Origin of the sequence: Iamia sp., assembly GCF_035575815.1 — a bacterium.
Lineage (GTDB): Bacteria > Actinomycetota > Acidimicrobiia > Acidimicrobiales > Iamiaceae > Iamia.
The window spans coordinates 1-20,759 of the sequence record NZ_DATLXO010000025.1; the positions used below are offsets into that span (position 1 = coordinate 1).

General features: G+C 70.2%; 23 protein-coding genes and 2 pseudogenes. 17 read left to right on the top strand and 8 right to left on the bottom strand.

Features of this window, described 5'->3' with window-relative positions; genetic code table 11:
• The 3 genes and pseudogenes from VNL12_RS02140 to VNL12_RS02150 all read left to right on the top strand — a co-directional run.
• Window positions 1–1,424, top strand: a 1,424-nt coding sequence (locus VNL12_RS02140; protein ID WP_325591119.1) for a DEAD/DEAH box helicase, incomplete at its 5' end; no start/stop codon positions are given.
• A gap of 24 nt (window positions 1,425–1,448) precedes the next feature.
• Window positions 1,449–1,703 (top strand): annotated as a pseudogene (locus tag VNL12_RS02145) (transposase); the annotation flags it as partial.
• Window positions 1,704–1,714: 11 nt separating this feature from the next.
• A complete protein-coding gene (locus VNL12_RS02150; RefSeq protein WP_325591120.1) occupies window positions 1,715–2,152 on the top strand; it encodes a DoxX family protein in 438 nt (145 codons plus the stop codon).
• Between the two features lie 86 nt (window positions 2,153–2,238).
• On the opposite strand, the gene VNL12_RS02155 is transcribed toward VNL12_RS02150, so the two are convergent.
• The 5 genes from VNL12_RS02155 to VNL12_RS02175 all read right to left on the bottom strand — a co-directional run bounded on the left by VNL12_RS02155 (window position 2,239) and on the right by VNL12_RS02175 (window position 5,975).
• Entirely contained in the window at window positions 2,239–2,910 is a 672-nt protein-coding gene (locus tag VNL12_RS02155) for a haloacid dehalogenase type II (RefSeq protein WP_325591122.1), read from the bottom strand.
• A gap of 1 nt (window position 2,911) precedes the next feature.
• Window positions 2,912–3,568: a DsbA family protein gene (locus VNL12_RS02160; protein WP_325591123.1), complete on the bottom strand. Its 657-nt coding sequence runs from the start codon at window positions 3,566–3,568 to the stop codon at window positions 2,912–2,914.
• 37 nt (window positions 3,569–3,605) lie between these two features.
• Entirely contained in the window at window positions 3,606–4,121 is a 516-nt protein-coding gene (locus VNL12_RS02165; RefSeq protein WP_325591124.1) for an OsmC family protein, read from the bottom strand.
• 111 nt (window positions 4,122–4,232) lie between these two features.
• Window positions 4,233–5,363 (bottom strand): DUF7482 domain-containing protein, encoded by a 1,131-nt coding sequence (locus VNL12_RS02170; RefSeq protein WP_325591126.1) that lies wholly within the window; start codon window positions 5,361–5,363, stop codon window positions 4,233–4,235.
• A 126-nt stretch (window positions 5,364–5,489) separates the two neighbouring features.
• A complete protein-coding gene (locus VNL12_RS02175; RefSeq protein ID WP_325591127.1) occupies window positions 5,490–5,975 on the bottom strand; it encodes a hypothetical protein in 486 nt (161 codons plus the stop codon).
• A 161-nt stretch (window positions 5,976–6,136) separates the two neighbouring features.
• On the opposite strand from VNL12_RS02175, the gene tal reads away from it, so the two are divergent.
• The 7 genes from tal (at window position 6,137) to VNL12_RS02210 (ending at window position 12,775) form a co-directional block, all read left to right on the top strand.
• Window positions 6,137–7,249: a transaldolase gene (tal, locus tag VNL12_RS02180; protein ID WP_325591129.1), complete on the top strand. Its 1,113-nt coding sequence runs from the start codon at window positions 6,137–6,139 to the stop codon at window positions 7,247–7,249.
• Entirely contained in the window at window positions 7,246–7,653 is a 408-nt protein-coding gene (locus VNL12_RS02185) for an NAD(P)-binding domain-containing protein (protein ID WP_325591130.1), read from the top strand. The genes tal and VNL12_RS02185 overlap by 4 nt, the downstream gene beginning before the upstream one ends.
• Window positions 7,650–9,050, top strand: a complete 1,401-nt coding sequence (zwf, locus tag VNL12_RS02190) for a glucose-6-phosphate dehydrogenase (RefSeq protein ID WP_325591132.1) — start codon at window positions 7,650–7,652, stop codon at window positions 9,048–9,050. The genes VNL12_RS02185 and zwf overlap by 4 nt, the downstream gene beginning before the upstream one ends.
• Window positions 9,043–9,948, top strand: a complete 906-nt coding sequence (locus VNL12_RS02195) for an ROK family protein (RefSeq protein WP_325591133.1) — start codon at window positions 9,043–9,045, stop codon at window positions 9,946–9,948. Before zwf ends, VNL12_RS02195 begins: the two co-directional genes overlap by 8 nt.
• Window positions 9,941–10,558 (top strand): histidine phosphatase family protein, encoded by a 618-nt coding sequence (locus VNL12_RS02200; protein WP_325591134.1) that lies wholly within the window; start codon window positions 9,941–9,943, stop codon window positions 10,556–10,558. Before VNL12_RS02195 ends, VNL12_RS02200 begins: the two co-directional genes overlap by 8 nt.
• A 133-nt stretch (window positions 10,559–10,691) precedes the next feature.
• The gene (locus VNL12_RS02205) at window positions 10,692–12,065 is read left to right on the top strand and encodes a transketolase family protein (RefSeq protein WP_349257780.1); all 1,374 of its coding nucleotides are present in this window, start codon (window positions 10,692–10,694) and stop codon (window positions 12,063–12,065) included.
• Window positions 12,062–12,775, top strand: coding sequence for an NAD(P)H-hydrate epimerase (locus VNL12_RS02210; protein ID WP_325591137.1), 714 nt, complete (start codon window positions 12,062–12,064; stop codon window positions 12,773–12,775). The genes VNL12_RS02205 and VNL12_RS02210 overlap by 4 nt, the downstream gene beginning before the upstream one ends.
• A 56-nt stretch (window positions 12,776–12,831) precedes the next feature.
• Here VNL12_RS02210 and VNL12_RS02215 read toward each other — a convergent pair whose 3' ends face one another.
• From VNL12_RS02215 to lgt, 3 genes are all read right to left on the bottom strand, one after another.
• On the bottom strand, window positions 12,832–13,488 hold the full coding sequence (locus tag VNL12_RS02215) for a DUF3179 domain-containing (seleno)protein (RefSeq protein ID WP_325591139.1): 657 nt from the start codon (window positions 13,486–13,488) through the stop codon (window positions 12,832–12,834).
• Between the two features lie 208 nt (window positions 13,489–13,696).
• Window positions 13,697–13,873 (bottom strand): hypothetical protein, encoded by a 177-nt coding sequence (locus VNL12_RS02220; protein WP_325591140.1) that lies wholly within the window; start codon window positions 13,871–13,873, stop codon window positions 13,697–13,699.
• A gap of 2 nt (window positions 13,874–13,875) precedes the next feature.
• On the bottom strand, window positions 13,876–14,982 hold the full coding sequence (lgt, locus tag VNL12_RS02225) for a prolipoprotein diacylglyceryl transferase (RefSeq protein ID WP_325591142.1): 1,107 nt from the start codon (window positions 14,980–14,982) through the stop codon (window positions 13,876–13,878).
• A gap of 115 nt (window positions 14,983–15,097) precedes the next feature.
• Here lgt and VNL12_RS02230 point away from each other — a divergent pair, with 115 nt between their 5' ends.
• From VNL12_RS02230 to VNL12_RS02260, 7 genes and pseudogenes are all read left to right on the top strand, one after another.
• The gene (locus VNL12_RS02230) at window positions 15,098–15,625 is read left to right on the top strand and encodes a hypothetical protein (RefSeq protein ID WP_325591144.1); all 528 of its coding nucleotides are present in this window, start codon (window positions 15,098–15,100) and stop codon (window positions 15,623–15,625) included.
• Window positions 15,626–15,785: 160 nt separating this feature from the next.
• A complete protein-coding gene (locus VNL12_RS02235) occupies window positions 15,786–16,091 on the top strand; it encodes a DUF427 domain-containing protein (protein ID WP_325591145.1) in 306 nt (101 codons plus the stop codon).
• Between the two features lie 7 nt (window positions 16,092–16,098).
• Window positions 16,099–17,960, top strand: a pseudogene (locus VNL12_RS02240) (glycoside hydrolase family 15 protein).
• Between the two features lie 54 nt (window positions 17,961–18,014).
• Window positions 18,015–18,551 (top strand): DUF6789 family protein, encoded by a 537-nt coding sequence (locus VNL12_RS02245; protein WP_325591146.1) that lies wholly within the window; start codon window positions 18,015–18,017, stop codon window positions 18,549–18,551.
• A gap of 171 nt (window positions 18,552–18,722) precedes the next feature.
• Window positions 18,723–19,208 carry a glycine/sarcosine/betaine reductase selenoprotein B family protein gene (locus VNL12_RS02250; RefSeq protein WP_325591148.1) on the top strand — a complete coding sequence of 162 codons (486 nt, stop codon included), beginning with the start codon at window positions 18,723–18,725 and terminating at the stop codon, window positions 19,206–19,208.
• 78 nt (window positions 19,209–19,286) lie between these two features.
• Window positions 19,287–19,511 (top strand): hypothetical protein, encoded by a 225-nt coding sequence (locus VNL12_RS02255; protein ID WP_325591149.1) that lies wholly within the window; start codon window positions 19,287–19,289, stop codon window positions 19,509–19,511.
• Between the two features lie 23 nt (window positions 19,512–19,534).
• Window positions 19,535–20,759, top strand: a 1,225-nt coding sequence (locus VNL12_RS02260; RefSeq protein ID WP_422653718.1) for an IS1634 family transposase, incomplete at its 3' end; no start/stop codon positions are given.

A 20,759-nucleotide genomic window follows, 5' to 3' on the forward strand; every position in this document is an offset into this window, starting at 1 on the left:
TGCCGATCTACGGCGGCCAGCCCATCTTCCGCCAGCTGCGCGCCCTCGACGGAGGCGTCGACGTCGTGGTCGCCACCCCCGGGCGCGCCATCGACCACATCGGGCGACGGTCACTGGTGCTCGACTCGGTGGCGACGGTGGGCCTCGACGAGGCCGACGAGATGCTCGACATGGGCTTCGCCGAGGACATCGAGGAAATCCTCGACCGGGCCCCCGACGAACGTCAGACGGTGCTGTTCTCGGCCACCATGCCGGGTCGCATCGAGGCCATCGCCAAGCGGCACCTCACCGACGCGGCTCGCATCTCGATGGGCCGCGAGACAACCCCTGGTGGTGAGCCGCCCAAGGTGCGTCAGACCGCCTACCTCGTGAAACGCTCTCACAAGGCCACCGCCCTCGGCCGGATCCTCGACGTGGAGTCACCGAACGCGGCGATCGTGTTCTGCCGGACCCGTGCCGAGGTCGACCAGCTCACCGAAACCCTGAACGGTCGGGGCTATCGGGCCGAAGCCCTCCACGGCGGCATGGACCAGGGCCAGCGCGACCGGGTCATGAACCGCCTCCGGGGCGGCACCGCGGACCTGCTCGTGGCCACCGACGTCGCGGCCCGGGGCCTCGACATCGACCAGCTCACCCACGTCGTGAACTACGACGTGCCGTCGGACCCCGACGCCTACGTGCACCGCATCGGGCGCGTGGGCCGGGCCGGGCGCGAGGGCGTCGCCATCACGCTCGCCGAGCCGCGCGAGCACCGGCAGCTCAAGACCATCGAACGGGTCACCAAGCAGCGCATCGCGGTCGAGCAGGTGCCGTCGGTGTCGGACCTCCGGGCTCGACGCCTGGAGGTGACCCGCGCCGCGCTCCAGGAGATCCTCGTCGACGACGACGTGGACTCGATGCGGGCCGTCGTCGAATCCTTGAGCGACGAGTTCGACCTCATGGAGGTGGCCCTCGCCGCGGTCAAGATGGCCCACGAGGCCACCGCGGCGGTCGGCGGTGACGACGACGAGGACATCCCTGTCGTGCACCTCGCTCCCGACCGTGACCAGCGGCGGGGCGCCTCGTCGGGGCGGGGGTCGAAGGGCCGCTCCTCGCCGGCCGATCGAACCGATGGCAACCGGTCGGAGGACAGCGGTTCGCAGGGTGGTCGACCCGACGGCGGGACTCGCCACCGCGCCACCGGCGCCGAAATGACCCGCCTGTTCGTGAGCGCCGGCCGCAGTGCCCGCATCCGCCCCGGGGACCTCGTCGGGGCCATCGCCGGGGAGACGAGCCTGGGCGGCCGCGACATCGGTGCCATCGAGATCGCGGACGCCTTCTCGTTGGTCGAGGTGCCGACGGACAAGGTCGACGAGGTCATCGAGGGCCTGCGCTCCACCACCCTGCGGGGCAAGCGGGTGACGGCCCGGCGTGAGCGGTTCTGACCCTCGATCCTCGCAGGGCAAATCCTGCCTCCGCCACCAACTCAAACATGGAGATCGACGGGCCGACCGGACGTCGGATCGAAGAACCGACGGAACGGTCCGAAGAGCCCTATCTCAATCCTCGACCACCGCAAGGCCCCCGCCGCCGAACTCGCTGCCGCGTACACGCAGCGATGGGAGATCGAGACCGCGTTCGACGAGCTCAAGACCCACCAGCGCGGACCACGGGCGGTGCTGCGCTCCAAGTCACCCGAACTGGTACTCCAGGAGATCTGGGGGGTTCAGTCCGTATGACCCGATTCAACACCGCACTGTCCCGCATCAGCTCATTGGCGCCGCTCGTCCTGCGCCTCGCAATCGGGGGCCTGATGACCTACCACGGCTTCGACAAGCTCCGTGGTGGCATCGACGGCGTCGAGACCATGTTCACGATGATGGACATCCCCGCGCCGGCCCTGACTGCGCCGCTCGTGACGGCGCTGGAGATCATCGGCGGCATCGCCCTGCTGGCCGGCATCGGCACCCGGCTCGCTGCAGCCTCCCTGGCCGGCGTCCTCACCGGTGCGCTCCTGTTCGTCAAGACGGATCTCGGGATCATCTCTTCCGGACCGATGCCCGGCGCGGAGCTCGACATCGCTCTGCTCGCTGGCCTGGTCGCACTGCTCCTACTCGGTCCCGGGAACGTGAGCGCCGACCGCGCCGTCGGTCTCGAGCCCGCTCTGACCTGAACGAACCCGACGGGAGATGGTCCAAGTCCGAGCCTGATGCCCGACGGCCCGCCGGGCTGGCCGACGAGCGGCCAGCCCAGGCGGAGTTAGGAGTCGAGGAGCACCTGGACCACCTCGAGCAGTGAGGTTCCGGTTGCATCGGCGGGTCCGAGCGCCGGCGACAGGTGGTGCTCGAGCCTCGAACACCACCCGGTCCGCAGCCCGGCGGAGCGGGCGCCGCAGATGTCCCAACCGTGCACGGCCACGAGAGCGGCCTCCGATGGGTGCACGCCGGCGATCCGGACGGCGTGGAGGTACGGCTCCGGCGCCGGTTTCCATCGACCGGTGTCGTGAACCGTGACGACTGCGTCGACGAGGTGGTCGATCTCTGCGTTCTGGAGCAGCTGCTCGGTGGTCTTCCGCGTCCCGTTGGTGAGGACGTAAACGGGGATGCCGGCGTCGACGACGGCTTCGAGGGCTGGCGGTCCGTCGGCGTGGATGGGCAGGGTGCTGAACGTGGCGAAGAGCTCCTCGACGAGCTCGTCGGTGGCCGGCACCTGGTGGTCGGCGAGGACGGATCGCAGGGCTCCCTCGGCCACCGGGCGGAACGTTGCGTATCCGCCGGCGACCGTGAGCGCGAACGCGTCGCGCAGTAGCCGGGCGAACCAGGTGTCGAGCGCCGTCTCAGGAGCGTCGGCGGCTCGGAGCGGGGCCCTGAGCGGGTCGAGGGAGAACAGCGTCTCGATGGCGTCGAACACCACGACCCGTGGCGCAGCCATCTCAGGACGCGGCCCGGTCAGCTTGGCGTTGCTGCCACCGACGAACCGACTCGAGATCGGGCGAGCGGTCGCGCTCTCGCTTCAGCTCAGCGAAGCTGTCGTGGCGCACCAGCCAGGACACGTGCTCCCACAGCGCAACGGCGTCGTCGTCATCGGGAACCTCCACGATGACCGGCCCGAAGATGGCCGGTCCCTCGCCGCCGTCGAGCACGACGGTCGGGACCCCGAAGCTCCGGGTGCGGTCACACAGCTCTCGGTGCTCCGCCGCGACGCGCTCGAGGGTCGAGCGATCCCCCATCGCCTCGCCGGCCAGCCGAACTGGGAGCCCGGCGTCGGCGAGGGCGCTCGTCACCGTTGTCGCGTCGTCGAGCGGTTCTCCCTGCTCGTGCACGCGTGCGCCAAGGCGCTCGTAGAACCGGCCCACGCCGGCGGCACCGACCTCGTCACGCACGGCGATGGCCGTGCGGAGGGCGAGCTCGGAGCGGGCGTGGGCTCGAGCCAGATCTTCGGGCTCGTTGCCCCGGTTCTGGAGCTCGAGGGAGAATACGCCCCAATCGAGGTCGACGATGCCGAGCTCCTCCAAGCGGCGGGCCCACCGGGAGGTTTGGTAGCACCACGGGCAGATTGGGTCGAAGTAGAAGCGGACACGCTCGGCCATGGGGTTCTCCTGTCGTCAATCGTCTTCGGGGGCGGGTTCAGCTGGCGCGCTGGACCGAGCCGCGCAGCGGCGTCGGATTCGCGGCGTTGTCGACCATCGGCGAGCCCGCTTCTGCGGCCTTGCGGATGTCCTCGAGCGTTGCGTCGTCGGCGTCGGTGTCGACGTGGACCGTGTAGCTGATGGACCCGAAGCCGGGGCGGGTCTCGTCGATGCCGAGGTAGCCGCGCAGGTCGTAGTCACCGGAGACGTCGATGCGCAGGTCGCGGAAGTCGATGCCGCGTCGCACGGCGTTGGTGACCCAGCCGATGGTCAGGCAGGTGCCCACGGACGCGAGGAGCAGCTCCATGGGATCGACGGCCTCGTCGGTGCCGCCGAGCGGTGCCGGTTCGTCGGTCTCGATCGTGAAGGATCGGGCCACGGTGCGGGCTCGGGCGCCGTCCTCCCATGTGGTGGTGGTCCGGAAGCTGCCCTGACCAGCTGTCGGGTCGGCCTCCACGGCGGACTTGGTCGACTCGAAGGCGTCGAGGTCGAGGGTCGTGCAGCTCTTGGTCATGCGATGACCTCCCTGGGTCGGGTTCACGGGGCATGGGAGCCTGTTGGTCCCACATACCCGCAAACCCGACCAGGTAGGTCAGGTATTCCGGCGACGTTGCGGCCGGGCCGTTCAGGCCTCGAAGGTGGTCGGGGCCAGCACGGGGACCGGGCAGTTCACGGTGAACACGGTGCCGTTCGTGTCGGGCACGCCGGGGAACTCTTCGAGCTCGCCCGCATCGCGGGCCTCGTGAATCTCGGTTTGGCTCCGGAGCACGCGGGCGGTGGCGTCGTCGGTCCAGGAGTAGGCGTAGTGGTCCCAGTACGGCGACCAGGCTGGGTCGCCGGCGTCGAAGTCGAACGCGGATGGCTGGAACCCCATGGGGCCCGGGCCGGACACGCCGTTCATGAACACGTTCGTGCGTCCGGTGGCACCAGCCTGCGACGGACCGTCCTGAAGGCGCGGGGAGAAGAGGGTGTGGGTCATGTCGGCCATCGGTTCCATCGAGTGGTCCAGCACGAAGTAGCGGCTGGCCGGGAAGCACTGGCTGAGCTTGAACGTGGCCGTGAGCACCGTGGTGTCGACGGGTTCGAGGAGCTGGCCCTTGCCGAGGTAGTCGGTGCGCTCGTCGTCGACGGCCATCTCGCCCGACGACCACTTGACCATGCCGCCGTTGAAGACGATGTTCGTGCGCTCGATCGTCAGGTCGCCGGAGCGCTCGGCATCGAGGATCTCGGCCTCGGAGCGAACGACGCGCGGCTCGCCCGACCAGGTGACCCGGTGCAGGCTCCACGCCGGCGTGTAGTCGTCCCGGCCCGGTTCGGTGGAGAAGACGGTGGGCTGGTCGTCGGAGGCGTCTTCGACGACGTACGCCGCGCCCGACAGGCCCTCGCCAGTGAGGGAGGCGAGCTTCGGGACGTACACGAGCTCCTCGGCCTGGGCGAAGGACTCGTCGGAGGCGTCGGTCCGGACGAAGTAGACGTCGTTGCCGTCGAAGGCACCTTCTCGAAGGCGCATCGTGACGAACCCGAACGCCCCGGGCCACTCGTCGCTGGTCAGGGCGAAGTCGACGACGTCGCCGACGATCGCCCGGGCTTCCTCCGCGGCCTGGGCCTCGCTGGTGGACGTGGTGCCGTCGGGGGAGCCGCCTGGGAGCGGCGCCGTGACCGGGTCGACATCGCCACCGCAGGCGGCAAGGGTCAGCCCGAGCACGGCGAGTACCGGGACGACGGACTTCCGCAGGGGCACAGTGACCGTGTGCACGGGGACTCCTCGCCTGGGATACGTATCGGAAGCGGAACCCGCACCTCGGGCTCGGCATTCCCGATCCACCATCCGGTGCTCGCCACCGGCTGCGGCGCCCGCAGCGCTGGCGAGCTGCGATGGACCTCAGCCGTCGCGGGGAACGGTGACGGTCACCGTGGCGCCGCCGTAGCCGCTGACCTGATCCCGGCCCTCGACGGTGATCTCGTCGACCTCGTCGGGGATCTCCACCGTCGTCTGTCGGGTGAAGGGCTGCTCGGCCGCGTGATCGTGGGCCAGCTCGCGGCGGCCGAGCTCGTTGCCCTCCTCGTCGAGCACCCGCCACGCATCGGCGTAGCGTTCCGGCGTGTCGTGGGGCGACGACAGCGTGACCGCCACCTCGTAGCGGCCGTCGTCGACCGGGGTGACCTCCACCTCGAGGACGTCAGGGAAGAGCTCCTCCTGCTCGTCCGCGACGTCATCGTCGGCGCCGATCGTAGTCTCGACGTCGGTCGTCGGCGCGTTGGTCTCGGTCCCATCGGTCCCACATGCGCCGAGGGCGAGCACGGCGGCGAGCACCACCGCCGATCCTGCCCGGGCCCGCCAGCGGTCCGTCGCACGGGTCGAGGCCATGAGACTCCACGCTATGCGACAACTCGACCGACCCATGAGCAGAACGCGCCACTGGCGGCCATATCGGAATGCAACCGGTCTGCTCCGGGTTCCCGCTCCACCCGCATGCCGGCGCCACATGTTCGGAGACCGCCCACCCACACCGCCACCGGGAGAACCACATGAGCACGCCACTGCATCGACTTCAGGACCTCGGACAGAGCGTCTGGTACGACAACATCCATCGGGCCCTGCTGGACAGCGGACGCCTGCGGGAGTACGTGGACCGGTACGCCGTGAGCGGGGTGACGTCGAACCCCAGCATCTTCGAACAGGCCATCTCGGGCAGCAGCGACTACGACGACGCCCTGCGGCTCGCCGTCGAGCACGGCACGGACGATCCCGAAGCGCTGTTCTGGGAGGTGGCCATCCGAGACATCCAGGATGCTGCCGACGTGCTGCGGGACACCTACGAGGCCAGTGGTGGTAGTGACGGGTTCGTCTCGCTGGAGCTCCCGCCTCGGCTGTCGCACGACACCGAAGGATCGGTCCAGCTCGGTGCGGAGCTGTTCACCCGGCTGGATCGACCCAACGCGATGATCAAGGTGCCAGGCACACGGGAGGGCATCGGCGCCATCGAGGAGTTGACCGTCTTCGGGGTCAACGTCAATGTCACACTGCTCTTCTCCCTCGACCAGTGGCGCGCGGTCGCCGAGGCGTACCTCCGCGGCCTCGAGCGACGCATCGACGCAGGTGACGACCTCGACGTCACATCGGTGGCGTCGTACTTCATCTCCCGGATCGACGCCAAGGCCAACCAACGGCTGCCGTCGGAGCTGCACAACCGTCTCGGCGTGGCCAGCGCGCAGCTGGCTCACTCCGCCCACAGCGAGCTGATGGCCAGTGACCGCTGGAGACGTCTGTCGTTCTCCGGCGCTCGGCCCCAACGCCTGCTCTGGGCCAGCACCTCCACCAAGGACCCCGCACTGCCCGAGACCTTTTACGTGAGCACCCTCGCCGCGGCCGGAACGGTGAACACGATGCCGGAGGCCACGATGCTCGCCTTCGCCCGAACCGGTGAGGTGGTGGGCACGATGCCGACGGACAGCGCCGAGGCGCAGGTCTGGGTACGGCGGGCCGCGGCGGAAGGCGTCGATCTCGAGGCGCTCGGCGAAGCGCTGCAAGCAGAAGGAGACACCTCGTTCGCTGATGCGTTCGAACGCTTGCTCGGTTGCATCCGAACGAAGGCCGGGGAGCTGCGATCAGAAGACGAGCGACGAAAGGTACGACCGTGAAGATCTCGATCATCGGGCTCGGCAAGATGGGGGCGAACATGTCCGAGCGGCTGCGCCGAGCGGGCCACGACGTCGTCGGTTACGACCGCGACCCCGACCTCGCCGACGTCCCGGCCTCCCTCGAGGTCTGGCGTCACGGCAGCGTGGTGCGGTCCTGGCTGCTCGACCTGCTCGCGGAGGGCCTGGCGAAGGATCCAGGCCTCGCCTCCGTGCGGGGCTACGCCGACGACTCGGGTGAGGGCCGCTGGACCGTCGAGGAGGCGATCGCCCATGCCGTTCCCGCGCCGGCCATCAGCGCGGCGCTCTTCGCCCGGTTCGCCTCCCGCCAGGACGACTCCCCCGCCATGAAGGCCATCGCCACGTTGCGCAACCAGTTCGGTGGCCACGTCGTGCAGTCGTCATGAGCGACCGCAGCGACGCCCTCGTCCTCTTCGGCGCCACCGGCGACCTCGCCAGGAAGATGCTGTACCCGGCGCTGCACGAGCTGGCTCAGGCCGGCGCGCTCCCGGAGAAGGTGGTGGGAGTCGCGGTCTCGGACTGGTCGACCGACGAACTCGCCGAGTACGCGCGCGCCTCGGTCGAGGAGTTCGGTGACGGTGTGGACGCGGCCGCGTGGGACCGGCTGGTCGGGGCGTTGACGTACGTGGCCGGCGACTACCGGGAGGCCGACACCTACGGTCGGTTGGTCGACGCGCTGGGCTCGAGCGAGCGCCCGTTGCTGTACCTGGCGATCCCCCCGTCCCTGTTCGAGACCGTGATCGGCGGGCTCGCCGATGCCGGTCTCAACGAGCACGGCCGGGTGGTGCTCGAGAAGCCCTTCGGCCGGGACCTGGCCTCGGCACGGGCGCTCAACCGGTGCGTGCTCGATCGGTTCCCGGAGGAGGCCGTGTTCCGCATCGACCACTTCCTCGGCAAGGAGCAGGTGCTCGACCTGCTGGTCTTCCGCTTCGCCAACCTGCTGCTGGAACCGGCGTGGAACCGTCACTACGTCGACAGCGTGCAGATCACCCTGGCCGAGGACTTCGGTGTCGAGGGTCGGGGTTCGTTCTACGAGGAGGTGGGAGCGGTCCGCGACGTGGTCCAGAACCACCTCCTCCAGGTCCTCGCCCTGGTGGCGATGGACGCGCCGGTCGACGCCAGCGCCAAAGCGCTGCGCAACGAGAAGGTCAAGGTGCTGTCAGCCATGCCGCCGTTGGATCCGAATGCCATGGTGCGGGGCCAGTACGACGGCTACCGCGACGAAGACGGTGTCGACGCCGACTCCGACGTGGAGACCTTCGTGGCGCTCCGGGCCGAGATCGACTCCTGGCGGTGGGCGGGCGTCCCCTTCTACATCCGGGCCGGCAAGCGGCTGGCGACCACGGCCACCGAGGTCTTGGTCGAGTTCAAGCGGCCGCCACGACTGTTCTTCGCCCGAACCGACACCGAACTGCCCCATCCCAACCACCTCCTGTTCCGGCTCAAGCCCGGTGAACGGGTCTCGGTCTCCGTGCAGATCAAGCACCCCGGAGAGGAGCTGCACAGCCGCCCGGTCGACCTGACCTACGACTACGACGAAAGCCGGGACGGACCTCGTGACGAGGCCTACGCCCGGCTGCTCGACAGCGCCTTCGACGGCGACCAGCGGCTCTTCGCTCGGGCCGACGGCGTCGAGGAAGCCTGGCGGATCGTCGCCCCTGCCCTCGAGAGGCAGCCACCCGCGGTCTCCTACCCACCCGGTTCCTGGGGTCCGGAGGCGGCCGAGGAGCTGATCGCCGCCGACGGTGGGTGGCACTGCCCCGAGGTACGCGCCGATGGCTGATCGCTCCGCGACGTTGGCCGTGGACGTCGGTGGCACCCAGATGCGAGCGGCCATCGTGACCCCCGACGGCAACCTGCTCCTCCGTCGTTCCGAGCCGACCCCTCGCTCGGCTACCTGCCCTGATGCGCTCATGGACCTGGTGGGCGACGTGCTGGCCGATCAGGCCGTCGGACACGCGGTCGTCGGTGTACCTGGAAGGGTCGACCACCGGCTCGGCCGCCTGGAGCACGCACCGAACCTGCCGCCCCACTGGGCCGACGCGCTCGTGGAGCACTCGCTCACCGAAAGCCTCGGCGTCCCGGTCGCGCTCGCCAACGACGCCGACCTCGCAGCAGTCGGCGAGGCGTACTTCGGCGCCGGTCAGCGACACGCCGACATCGTCTACCTCACCGTGTCCACGGGCATCGGCGCCGGCGTCCTGCTCGGCCGACGCCTGGTCGCCGGTTCTCGTTCGCTGGCGGAGGTCGGCCACACCGTGCTCGATCTCGCCGCCGATCGAAGAGGGGAGCCAGCGAGCTTCGAGAACCTCGCGTCCGGGACCGCACTGGGCCGTCGAGCCGAGCTCGCCGGGCTACCGGCTGACGGCGCACGTGTCGTCGAGCTGGTCCACGACGGTCACCCCGATGCGCGCCGCGTCTGGGACGAGCTCGTCCAGGTGCTCTCCGCCGGCGTCACGAACCTGGCGTTCCTCTTCACGCCCTCGGCCATCGTGCTCGGCGGCGGTGTCGGCCGCAACGGCGACCTGCTCCTCGCACCCGTGCGGGAGGCGCTCGACCGCCACGGGCCCCGGAACCTCGCCGAGCCGATCGAGGTGCTCGTCGCCGACCTCGGCGACGACGCCGGACTGGTCGGTGCCGCCGCCTGGCACCGCGCCCGGACAGGGCCGTGCCGTGGATGAGGGCGCCGAGCACCCGAGCCAACGCGTCGTGCTCGTCCGTCACGCCCAGACGGAGTGGAGCCTGAGCGGCCAGCACACCGGCACGACCGATCTCGCCCTCACCGACCAGGGACGCGCCCTCACCGAGCACCTCCGCCGCCGCCTGGACGGCGCCCGGTTCGAGCGCGTGCTGACCAGTCCGCTCCGACGCGCCATGGAGACCTGCCAGATCGCCGGCTTCGACGACCGGGCCGAGATCTGCGATGACCTCGTCGAGTGGGACTACGGCGCGTACGAGGGCCGCACCACCGCCGACATCCGCACCGAGGATCCGGCCTGGGAGCTGTGGCGCGACGGCGCTCCCGGCGGAGAGACCCCGGGTGACGTGTCGGACCGCGTCGACCGCGTGGTGACAGCGCTGCTGGACACCTGCGCGGTCGGCGGAGACGTCCTGGTCTTCGGGCACGGCCACAGCCTGAAGGCGCTCACGATCCGCTGGCTCGGGCTCGACATCGTCCACGGACGTCACCTCGACCTCGGAACCGGCAGCCTGAGCGCGCTGGGCTGGAAGCGCGAGGTCCGCGTCCTCGACCGCTGGAACGATCGCAGTCACCTCCCGGGAGTCGTCTGACCCACCACGGGACGCAAGCGGCCCCGCCACCGGAAATCCACATCAGAAGCACATCGGAGCAGCCATGAGCACCCAGACCACGACCACGTGGCGCGACGACGTCGTCGCTCGCGGCCACGGCGATCACGGGCCGATGACCCCGGGCGCCGAGCGCGACGCCATCGACGCGGTGCGGTTCCTGGCCGCCGATGCCGTCGAACGAGCCGAATCCGGGCACCCCGGCACGGCGATGGTCCTGGCGCCGCTGATCACCCGCCTCTACACCCGCTGGATCCGCCACGACCCGTCGACGCCGGACTGGTTCGACCGTGACCGGTTCGTGCTGTCCGCCGGCCACGCCAGCCTGCTGCAGTACTCCGCCCTGCACCTCTCCGGCTACGACGTCAGCCTCGACGACCTCCGGTCGTTCCGCCGTCTCGGCTCACGAACCCCCGGGCATCCCGAGCGAGGCCACACCCCCGGCGTCGAGGTCACCACCGGTCCCCTCGGGCAGGGCATCAGCATGGCCGTCGGCCTCGCCATCGCCGAACGCGTGCTGGCGGCCCGGTTCAACCGCCCGGGTCACGACGTGGTCGACCACCGGACCTGGGTGATCGCCGGTGATGGCGACCTCATGGAGGGGGTGTCCAGCGAAGCCGCCTCGCTGGCCGGCACCCTCGGTCTCGACCGGTTGACCGTCTTCTACGACGACAACCACATCTCCATCGAGGGCTCCACCGATCTGGCGTTCTGCGAGCACGTCGCCCGGCGGTTCGATGCCTACGGCTGGCACGTCCTGCGCGTTGACGATGTCAACGACCTCGCCGACCTCGACGCCGCCGTCGACGCAGCCCGGACTGAGCACGATCGGCCAACGCTCGTCGTCGTCGGCAGCCACATCGGCTACGGCACCACCAAGCAGGACGATGCCGCAGCCCACGGTCTCACCCACGACTCCGTCGGCATGGGCGAAGACGGCCCCACCCACCAACCGATCGAGCACCTCGCCAGCCTCCGCGCCATCCCCGGACTCACCGTGCTGCGCCCCGCCGACGGCAACGAGACCGCGGCCGCATGGCGAGCCGCTCTCGAGTCCGACGGCCCCTCGGCCCTGATCCTGTCCCGCCAGGCACTACCCGGCCTGCCGACCGACCAGGTGCACGTCGGTGGGGCCGTGATCGCCGACGGTGACCAGGCCACGATCCTGGCGACGGGGTCCGAGGTGCACGTCGCGCTCGACGCCCGGGACCTGCTCGCCGCCCGAGGCGTGGGGGCTCGGGTCGTCTCCCTGCCGAGCTGGGAACGGTTCCGGGCGCGCCCGGGGTTCGAGCGCGACCAGCTCGTGCCGCCGCAGCGACCCACCGTCTCGGTCGAGGCGGGCGCGTGTCAAGGGTGGCACGAGTTCGCCGACGCCGTGGTGGGCATCGACCGATTCGGGCTGTCCGCGCCGGGCGCCGATGCACTCGCCGAGACCGGCATCACCGCGGAGGACGTTGCGGACGCCGTCCTGGCGACGCTCGATCGGTGAGCGGAACCACGCCCTACCCCTCGGCCGAACTGCCAGCCATCACCGCCGAGCAGATGCGCGAGGTCGACCGCGTCATGGTCGACGAGCTCGGCATCCAACTCGTCCAGATGATGGAGAACGCGGGCCGCAGCCTCGCCGACCTGGCCTTCACCCGCTACCACCCGTCGACCTGCACGGTGCTGGCCGGGCCGGGTGGCAACGGTGGCGGTGGCCTCGTGGCGGCACGGCACCTGCACAACCGCGGGGTTTCGGTTGCCATCGCGCTGGCCGGGCACGATCTCCGGGATGTGCCCGCTCACCAGCTCGGGATCCTGCGCCGCATGGGCGTGCCGCTCGCCGCCGAGCCGCCGCCGGCGTCCCTGGTCATCGACGCCATGCTCGGGTACAGCCTGCGCGACGACCCGCGCGAGCCGACCGCCAGCTGGATCGACTGGGCGAACGGCCAGCCGTCGCCCACGCTGGCACTCGATCTGCCCAGCGGACTCGACGCCACCACGGGACGGGTCGGCAGCCCGTGCATCGTCGCCGACGCCACCCTCACGCTGGCACTGCCGAAGAGCGGCCTCCGCGTGGCGCCGCAGGTCGTCGGTGACCTCTTCGTCGCCGACATCTCGGTCCCGCCGTCGGTGTACGAGCCCATGGGCCTGCACCTGCCGGCTCCGTTCGCCGCCGGGTCGATCCTGCGGATGACTGCCTCGTCGAGCGCGTGACCCTCGCCCGAGGAGCACCCCTTCGCCGCCGATCCCTGCCGAGGCGACTGTGGCGCTCACCTCAATGAGTAGACCTCGCCGTCGGGGAAGAAGCTGGCCCACGCGAACCAGAACTCGTTGCGGTGCGGGACCGTTTCGAGCTGCTCGCCGGCGAGCGGTCCGTCCACGGCCTGGCCCAGCAGGTTCCAGGTCGACGACGTCTCCTCGTCGGTGAACCGGTCGTCGCCGGCGCTGGCGAACGTCAGCACCTGGTCGTCGACCGTGCGCTCGTAGGCGATCCCGGTCCCGATGGCATCCCCCGCGGCGATCGACGCCGAGTCGAGGGCATCGGCCGTGTCGCCGCCCCAGAGCACCGCGAGCGGTGTGTCACCGACCACGTCGTTCACGGCTCGCTCCTCGCTGATGACCTCGAAGGGGTACGCCTTGTCCGTGTCTCCGACGGTGACACCGACCACCCTCGACAGCGCCGGGAACCGAGGATCGGGTTCCTCGTCGAACAGGAAGGGTTGGTCACTCGAGCTGTACGAGGTGTACGGGTTGGTCCCGTAGTTGATGCTGAACCCGGTGTCCTGAGCCAGGGAGAGCGCCTGAGGGAAGGCGTCCCTGGCCTCGCCGTAGGAGACGATCGCCGTCGAGATGATCTCCAGGCCGAGCCGGTGCAGACCGAGCCGGAACAGACCGGCAGCCGCCGCCACCGCCACCCACCACACCACGCGAAGCCCGCTCGGCCACCGATGGGGACGACGTGCGCCCAGTCCGGCACGGGCGAGTTCGCGAACGAGCCCCCGAGCACCTCCAAGACGATGGCGAGTGCGACGAAAACGATCGAGACCACGACCGCCAGCAACCACCACCCATCCCCCGGCTCGTACTCGGCCGGGCCCGGATCGTTCGTCGATGACGCAGGCCCGACCATGGCGCTCAATGCACCGTCCGGAGCGCGAACCACGCCGCGGTGATGGTCGCCAACCCGGACACGAAGACGACCAGGTCCCGGTTGCGGCGGACCGCGAACCCCAGGCCGGTGAAGAGCACGACGGCGACGACCACTTGGACGAGAACCCCGCCGTCGGTACGGGGCAACAGGAGCTCGACCATCGTCAGATACCTGTCCCCTGCGGAGATCCGCTCGCCGCGGCGCTCAGCTCCTCGCCGAAGTGCCGAAGGCGCCGGAGCGTCAACTCGGACACGGCCGGCGTCGAACGCGACAGGGACGCCTTGATGTCCCGGTAGACGTCGGCGTCCAGGCCGCAGTGCCGGCACATCTCCAGATGCGCTGCCACCCGCTCGGCCGTGCCGTCGTCGACCTCCCGGTCGAGGAACGACTGCAGCATCCGGGCGACCTCCTGACAGGACGGGGTGCCCGGCTGCGCAGGCTCGGTTCCGACCGGCCTGGGCCGGACGCCGACGCGACCGGCTCGAGACCGGACGACGAGGACGGCCACCGCCGCGAGGAGCACCGCCGAGCTGACCCAGATGTTCACGCGCACCCCGGCGATCTCGGTCGCGGGATCGACCCGCAGCGCTTCCACCCACAGTCGTCCCGCCGCGTAGCCGGCCACGTAGCCGACGAACAGCTGTCCGGGCCGGGGCCGCCATCGCCGGCCGACGTACACGAGCAGGCCCGCCAGGGCCAGGTTCCAAAAGCCCTCGTACAGGAAGGTCGGGTGGTAGGTCGCCACATCGGCGAAACCCTCGGGGCGGTGCTGGGGGTCGATGCGCAGGGCCCACGGCAGGTCGCTCGGTCGCCCGAACAGCTCCTGGTTGAACCAGTTCCCCAGCCGTCCCACCGCCTGCGCGACCGGGATCGCCGGGGCCACGGCGTCGAGCAGGCCCGCCACCGGCAGACCCTGCCGGCGCGCCACCACGACACCGGTCACCACGCCGACCAGGAGGCCGCCAGGGATGCCCAGGCCGCCCTCCCACACCGCGAACGCGTGCCACCCGCGGCCCTCGAAGCGATGCCAGTCGGTCACGACGTGGTAGAGGCGTGCACCGACCAGGCCCGCAGGGACCGCCCAGATCGCAACGGAACCGATGTCGGCTGCGTCACCGCCGCGGGCCTCCCACCGTCGCTGGGCGATGTGAACCGCGAGCACGACGCCGATCCCGATCGCCACGCCGTAGGCACGGATCGACAACGGGCCGATGTCGATCGCGTTGGACGACGGGCTCGGGAGCGCAGCAAGGATCAGCGCGGTGACCATGGCAGTCCAACCCGCTGCCTGTCCTCGTTCATTCCGCGGGACCGGTGGATACCGACGCCTGCGCGGAATGTCTCCGTGGTATGTGTGGGTTGCCGACTCCGGAGGATGCACGAACATGCCGACCGCCCCGAACCGCCCGCTGCGAGCCATCGCCCGAGGCGCCGTCGCCGGCGCCGTCGGCACGCTGGCCATGGACCTGCTCTGGTACTCCCGCTACCGACGAAGCGGTGGCGAGGACAGCTTCATCCACTGGGAGTTCTCCTCGTCCACGAAGAGCTTCGCTGATGCGGGCGCGCCGGCGCAGGTGGGGAGGCGAGTCGTACACACTGTGTTGCGGAAGGAACTTCCCGATCGCTCCGCAGCGCTGACCAACAACGTGGTCCACTGGGCCACCGGATCGCAGTGGGGGGCGCTCCATGGCGTCCTGACCCGTTCCAGGTCTGGTTCCGCTGCGGCCGAGGGGCTCCTGCTCGGTCCCGTCGCCTGGGGATCTGCCTATGCGCTGCTCGGCGCCGCAGGCATCTACGAACCCATCTGGCGCTACGACAAGGAGACCTTGGCCAAGGACCTCAGGGCGCACCTCGTGTTCGGCGTCGCCACCGCGACCGCCCACCGGCTCATGGGCCGCGCCCCCGGCGTGTGACCAGCGGGGTCTGGTGTCTCGATGCAGCGGCGCCAGCCCTGCAGCATCGACCAGCTCCACCGCCGGTACCCGCGCCTACGGCCTCCTGCGGGGTAAGGAACAGTACGGCGTACCAACGGGTTCCCGTCCCCACCCGTCCACCGACACAGGAGCATCGATCATGGCCCGAGCGATCTGGAACGACACCGTCCTGGCAAACAGCGACGACACCGTTGTCGTCGGGGGTAACCACTACTTTCCGATCGAGTCCCTGGACCGGGACAAGTTCCGCTCGAGCGACCATCGTTCGGTCTGTCCCTGGAAGGGCGAGGCGTCCTACTTCGACGTCGTCGTCGACGGCGACGTGAACCCGACGGCTGCCTGGTACTACCCGACCCCGAAGCAGGCCGCCGCCGAGATCGCCGGGCGCGTCGCGTTCTGGCGCGGCGTGCGGGTCGAAGCCGGCGGAGAACGACAGGCCGGCTGAGCCGCCCGTGAGCAACGCCCATCGGCACCGCGGCCCGTCGGCGGCCATCGGGGACCATGCCCTGATCTCGAACTGCCAGGGGTCGGCCCTCGTCGCGCTCGACGGCACCATCGATTGGGCATGCCTCCCGCGGTTCGATTCCCCGGCCGTGCTGGCGTCGCTGCTCGACCCCGACGCCGGGCACTGGTCGCTCGCCCCCACCGACGGCGGTACCGCCTCCCGCCGCTACCTCGGCGAGACGATGGCCGTCTGCACCGAATGGCAGACACCCTCCGGTCGCGTCGAGGTCTGGGACCTCCTGCCGCTCGGCGAGCACGAGCGGGGCCACCACATCGGCCAGCATGCGCCGCCCGGCATCATCAGAGTCGTCGTCGGGTGCGAGGGGTCGGTCGCGATCGACACCGAGCTCGCGCTCCGCCCCGAGTACGGGCTCGTCCGCCCCCAGGTCACGGCCAGTGGTGGCGGCGCTGTCCTTGCTCGCGGTGGCGCCACCGCCGCGCTCATCGCCGGACCAGGCTGGGAGATCGACACCGAGGCTGCGACGGTTCGCTCCACCGTCACGATCGCTGCGGGGCAGCGCCTCGGCTTCGGGCTCCGACTCCACGATCCCTGGGGCGAGGTACCCGATCCCTGGGCCCAGGACGAGCTGCTCCAGCACGCCGACGACACCATCGCCGCGTGGGAGTCGTGGTCCGAGCTCCACCAGTCCTACGACGGCCCCTACGCGGAACTGGTCTCACACAGCGGCCGCGTCCTGCAGGCCCTCACCTACGCCCCGTCCGGTGCGGTGATCGCCGCGCCGACGACCTCGCTGCCCGAGGCCCTCGGCGGCAGTCGGAATTGGGACTACCGCTACGCCTGGGTCCGGGATGCCAGCCTCACGCTGGAGGCACTGTGGGTGGCGGCGTGCCCTGACGAGGCCGAGCACTTCTTCCGGTTCTTCGCCACCGCGGCGGGGACCCGGATGACCAGCGGAGATCCGCTGCCGATCATGTTCGGCATCGGCGGTGAGCGGCACCTGCCCGAGGCCGAGCTCGCTCACCTCGCCGGCTTCCGCGAGAGCCGCCCCGTGCGCATCGGGAACGGCGCCTGGGACCAGGTCCAGCTCGACGTCTACGGCGAGCTCCTCGGTGCCGCGTGCCAGCTCATCGAGCAGCTCGGCGAGATCGACGACATCACGGCGGGCTTCCTGTGCGACCTCGCCGACGCCGCGGTGAGCCGGTGGCGGGAGCCGGACCAGGGCATCTGGGAGATCCGCGGCGAACCCCGCCACTTCACCTACTCCAAGCTGATGTGCTGGGTGGCCGCCGACCGGGCCTGCCAGCTCGCCGACCGGATCGGCGCGAGCGCGGAGCAGGTCGAACGCTGGGACGCGGCCCGGCACGAGATCTGCGCCGAGATCACCGACCGGGCGTGGAGCGAACCCCTCGGCGCCTTCGCCCAGAGCTTCGACAGCGACGAGCCGGACGCATCGGTGCTGATGATGGCATCGTGGGCTTCCTTCCGGCCGACGATCCCCGGATGCGATCGACCATCGAGACCATCGCCACCGACCTGACCGACGAGCAGGGCTTCGTCTACCGCTACCTCACCGAGGACGAGCTCGACGGTGAGGAGGGCGCGTTCGCCCTGTGCACGTTCTGGCTCGCCCACTGCTGGGCGCTGCTCGGCGAGGTCGGGCGCGCCCGCGAGCTGTGCGACCGCATGGTGTCCTGCGCCAACGACGTCGGCTTGTTCGCCGAGGAGATCGACCCGGACACCGGGGAGATGCTCGGCAACTTTCCCCAAGCCTTCACCCACATCGGCCTGGTCAACGCGGCATGGGCCATCCACGTCGCCGAGCGGGACGACCAACCCCACACGGTCTGAGCGAACCCTCCGGGCTCGACGGGATACGACACGCGAGGACCGGGTTCCGGCTTCATGGTTGAGTTCGATCTCCTCGCAGCACTCGCCGGCGGCTTCGTCGCCACCCTCGTCATGACTGCCATGATGCAGATGGCGGCACGAGCCGGGATGACTGACATGCCGCCCATGCCCCTCGTCCTCGGTTCGATGGTGTCCGGCGAACGCAAGACCGCCACCACCATCGGCGGGATCCTCCACTTCGTGATGATGGGCACGGTGGTCTTCGGAATCGTCTACGGATCCCTGTTCACCGCCTTCGACGACGACAGCTGGTGGGTCGGACTGCTCATCGGCGTCGTCCACGCCCTCATCGCCGGGGTGATGTTCATGCCGATGATGCCCAAGATGCACCCCCGCATGAGCCTCCAGCCTGTCGGCGCCGGCACACCCGACGACGGTCGCACGGTCGCCGTGGACGATCGCGGCGAGGTCACGGTCGCCGCCCCCGGGGTGCTCGGCAAGAACTGGGGTGCCATGACCCCCGTCGGGTTCGTGATGGGCCACGCTGTCTACGGCCTCGTGCTGGCCCTGGTCTACGGCGCGGTCGCCTGAACGACCCGCTCTCGTCCACCAGACGTACATCCACCAAGGAGGCCACATGGCCCGCATCGAGAAGAGCATCGAGATCAACCGGTCGCCCGACGAAATGGCCACGGCGATGGAGCCGGTGTTCGAGGAGGGCATCCAGTCCCTGAAGGCCCACCTCGAGCAGCCCTGATCCTCGTGGAGGACTTCGCTGACGACAGTGCCGACTTCGCGGAGATCGAGCGGCGCTTCGTGCGTGAGGTCGTGGGCGTGGCCGACTTCGAATGGGTCGCGTTCGACGACCCATCGGCCCGGACACCGCTCGCCGTGCCCCTGTCGGAGGCGATCGTCACGCTCGTGTCGACTGCCGGAGCCCACCGACCGGACGACCGACCACTGGGTGCAGGTGGGGCAGCGGCACTGCTGCCCGCCGACGCCGAGGTCCAGCTGTCCCACGTGGGGTACGACACCGACCGGGCCATGGAGGACCTCGATGTCGTGTACCCGGTGCGCACGCTGCAACGGCTGGCCGAGGAGGGGCTCATCGGCGCGCTCGCACCGACGGTGGTTTCAACCATGGGGTTCGTCCCCGAGGGCCGTCGCCTGTTCGAGCGAGCCGTCCCCACGGCGGTCGAGCGCATCCACGACGAGCAAGCCCACCTCGCCCTGCTGGTGCCCGCCTGACCGGTCTGCCAGCAGTCGGTCGGACTGCTCCAGCGAGACCTGGACGAGGCCGGCATCCCGACGGTGTCGATCACCCAGGTGCCAACCATCACCCGCATCTCGAAGCCGTCACTCGCGTGCTTCGTCGCTCATCCCTTCGGCCTCACCCTCGGCGACGTCGGCGACCGCTCACTCCACCAGACGATCGTTCGCCAGGCGCTCGAGACGGCGACGGAACCGCACCCGCCGGGCTCGATCGTGCCCCTCGATCACCGCTGGCCCGACGACCTTCGGGCCCGACAGCTTCGCAAGCAAGCGCACTGAGCCCGACGACCAGGAAGATCTCGGTGCACCGCCGGGTTCCCCCAACCGTGCGCACCGACACCAGACCTGCGACGTTCACCGGCTCCCGGGGTGACCAGCTCGCCGCCCGTCTCGATCTGCCCGACGGCGAACCGCTCGCCTTCGCACTGTTCGCCCACTGCTTCACCTGCTCGAAGGACCTCGCCGCGGCAACGAGGATCAGTCGCGGCCTGGCCGACCGCGGATTCGGCGTGCTGCGCTTCGATTTCACCGGGCTCGGCTCCAGCGAGGGCGAGTTCGCCAACACCGACTTCTCCTCCAACATCCAGGACCTGGTGCTGGCCGCCGCCAACCGGGCCGCCATGGACCACATCAACCGCAACGGCGGCCGGTTCGTGACCGTCCTGCCCCGCTCCCGCAAAGAAGACGCCGAGTTCCGCGACTGGCTCTGCGGCCACGACCCCGATTGGGCCGAAGCGCACCGGCGGGCCGGCCGCCGCCACGATGAGGTCGACGAGGTGTGGCACACCACCACAGCCCGCTCCCCGTCAGCGGAGGGCTACCGGGTCATCTGGGTCCGCTCCTCCACCAAGATCGACCGTGACGCCGAAGCCCGCCGAGCCCGCATCGCCAAAGGCATTGCCGCCCTCGACGACCTCAACCAGCGGCTCGCCTCACCCAAGGCCCGCATCCGCACCGTCGCCGCCGTCGAAGCCGCCGCCACCGCGGCGGTCGACAGCGCCGGCGCGACCCGCTGGGTCGGCTTCACCGTCACCGAGACCACCGAGGAGACCTTCCGGCAAGAGAAACGGGGCCGGCCCGGGGCCAACACCCGCTACCGCCGCCTCACCCGCACCCACCACCGCGTGGCCTGGCACGTCAAGGAGAACATCGTGGCCCGCGACGCGGCGAGCGACGGCTGCTTCCCCCTCATCACCAACGACACGACGATCACCCCCGCCGAGGTGCTCGCCGCCTACCGCTACCAACCCAACCTGGAGCGCCGGAACCACATGCTCAAAGGCCCCCAGGAGGTCGCCCCCGTCTACCTCAAGACCCCCCACCGCATCGAAGCCCTCCTCCTCTGCCAGTTCCTCGCCCTGCTCACCGAAGCCCTCATCGAACGACAGATCCGCACCGCCATGAAAGCAGCGGAGCTGGCCAACATCCCGCTCTACCCCGAGCTACGCGCCTGCCCCGCCCCCAGCGCCCCCCGGGTGCTCGACATCTTCACCAGCGTCGCCCGCCACCACCTCATCGACCACGGAC

Bases quoted from the DNA above. Each gene is read 5' to 3' on its own strand.
- zwf (WP_325591132.1), top strand. From the start codon at position 7,650: ATGAGCGACCGCAGCGACGCCCTCGTCCTCTTCGGCGCCACCGGCGAC.
- lgt (WP_325591142.1), bottom strand. From the start codon at position 14,982: ATGGTCACCGCGCTGATCCTTGCTGCGCTCCCGAGCCCGTCGTCCAAC.
- VNL12_RS02155 (WP_325591122.1), bottom strand. From the start codon at position 2,910: ATGGCTGCGCCACGGGTCGTGGTGTTCGACGCCATCGAGACGCTGTTC.
- VNL12_RS02175 (WP_325591127.1), bottom strand. From the start codon at position 5,975: ATGGCCTCGACCCGTGCGACGGACCGCTGGCGGGCCCGGGCAGGATCG.
- VNL12_RS02235 (WP_325591145.1), top strand. From the start codon at position 15,786: ATGGCCCGAGCGATCTGGAACGACACCGTCCTGGCAAACAGCGACGAC.
- VNL12_RS02220 (WP_325591140.1), bottom strand. From the start codon at position 13,873: ATGGTCGAGCTCCTGTTGCCCCGTACCGACGGCGGGGTTCTCGTCCAA.
- VNL12_RS02150 (WP_325591120.1), top strand. From the start codon at position 1,715: ATGACCCGATTCAACACCGCACTGTCCCGCATCAGCTCATTGGCGCCG.
- VNL12_RS02230 (WP_325591144.1), top strand. From the start codon at position 15,098: ATGCCGACCGCCCCGAACCGCCCGCTGCGAGCCATCGCCCGAGGCGCC.
- VNL12_RS02160 (WP_325591123.1), bottom strand. From the start codon at position 3,568: ATGGCCGAGCGTGTCCGCTTCTACTTCGACCCAATCTGCCCGTGGTGC.
- tal (WP_325591129.1), top strand. From the start codon at position 6,137: ATGAGCACGCCACTGCATCGACTTCAGGACCTCGGACAGAGCGTCTGG.
- VNL12_RS02195 (WP_325591133.1), top strand. From the start codon at position 9,043: ATGGCTGATCGCTCCGCGACGTTGGCCGTGGACGTCGGTGGCACCCAG.
- VNL12_RS02245 (WP_325591146.1), top strand. From the start codon at position 18,015: ATGGTTGAGTTCGATCTCCTCGCAGCACTCGCCGGCGGCTTCGTCGCC.
- VNL12_RS02165 (WP_325591124.1), bottom strand. From the start codon at position 4,121: ATGACCAAGAGCTGCACGACCCTCGACCTCGACGCCTTCGAGTCGACC.
- VNL12_RS02205 (WP_349257780.1), top strand. From the start codon at position 10,692: ATGACCCCGGGCGCCGAGCGCGACGCCATCGACGCGGTGCGGTTCCTG.